Here is a 1,074-nt window from a genome sequence, read left to right on the forward strand (position 1 = left end):
CCGCGATGGTTCACGCCACGCGCGTACACCGGGTAGTCGCGCTCCCGGATCTCGGCCACGTCGCGGATGGCGCCGTCGAGCACCAGGCCCGCGGTGCCGATGGTCGCGGTATAGAACGACAGGATGCCGCCGATGACCGCGTTGGTGACGTCGCCGCCCGCATCGACCACCAGCACGTCGCCGGGCCGGCAGAACTCGAAGGCGCGCATCGGCGTGAGGTTGTCGCCGCCGCGCGTCTTCACGGTGACGGCCGTGCCCGCCATGGTCTTGTGTCCGGGGCGGTGGTACGGCTGCAGGCCGACGCTGCCGATGTTGCGGTGCAGGTTGTCGCTGAGCGCGGCCACCGGAATGTCGCGCAGCGCGGCGATGATGGCCGGCGCAACCTGCGGGGCCGACGGGTTCTTGCGGATGGCTTTGTAGGGCATGACTGGTCCTTGTGAGTTTTCAGCGCGCGTCAGCGCAGTGCGGCCACGGCACGCGCGATGCGCGTGCAGCCTTCTTCCAGCGTCTCGATCGACGTGGCAATGGAAAGACGGAAGTAGGGCGACAGGCCGTATGCGGTGCCCGCGACCACGGCCACGCCTTCGCTTTCGAGCAGGTACATCACCACGTCGCCGTCCTCGTTCAGGCGCTTGCCCTCGAGCGTGGTCTTGCCGATGAGGCCGCCGCAGTTGATGTACAGATAGAAGGCGCCGGGCGGCGTGGCGCAGCTCAGGCCGGGAATGTCGTTGACGAGCTCCAGCGTGCGGTCGCGCCGCTGCTTGTACACGGCCACGCTCTCGGCCACGAAGCTCTGGTCGCCGTTCAGTGCTGCTGCGGCCGCCGCCTGGCTCACCGAGCAGCAGTTGCCGGTGGACTGCGACAGCAGCGTGTCCAGCGCCTTGATCAGGTCCACCGGCCCGGCCGCATAGCCGATGCGCCAGCCGGTCATCGCATAGGTCTTGGAGACGCCGTTCACTATCAGCGTGCGATCGCGCAGCGCGGGCGCTTCCACGAGGAGATGCGGCGTTGCTTCGCCGTCGAAGCGGATGTGCTCGTAGATCTCGTCGGTCATCACCATCACGTGCGGATGGC

At 68.0% G+C, this 1,074-nt stretch carries 2 protein-coding genes; both read right to left on the minus strand.

The window, feature by feature from the left end; translation table 11 throughout:
* Positions 1–425: RraA family protein (locus ACSFA3_RS25495; protein WP_475544592.1), on the minus strand; the 425-nt coding region annotated here is incomplete at its 3' end.
* Between the two features lie 29 nt (positions 426–454).
* On the minus strand, positions 455–1,074 hold a 620-nt coding region (locus tag ACSFA3_RS25500; protein ID WP_435508112.1), incomplete at its 5' end, for an aminotransferase class I/II-fold pyridoxal phosphate-dependent enzyme.

Source organism: Variovorax glucosi (assembly GCF_051216695.1).
Taxonomy (GTDB): Bacteria; Pseudomonadota; Gammaproteobacteria; order Burkholderiales; family Burkholderiaceae_C; genus Variovorax.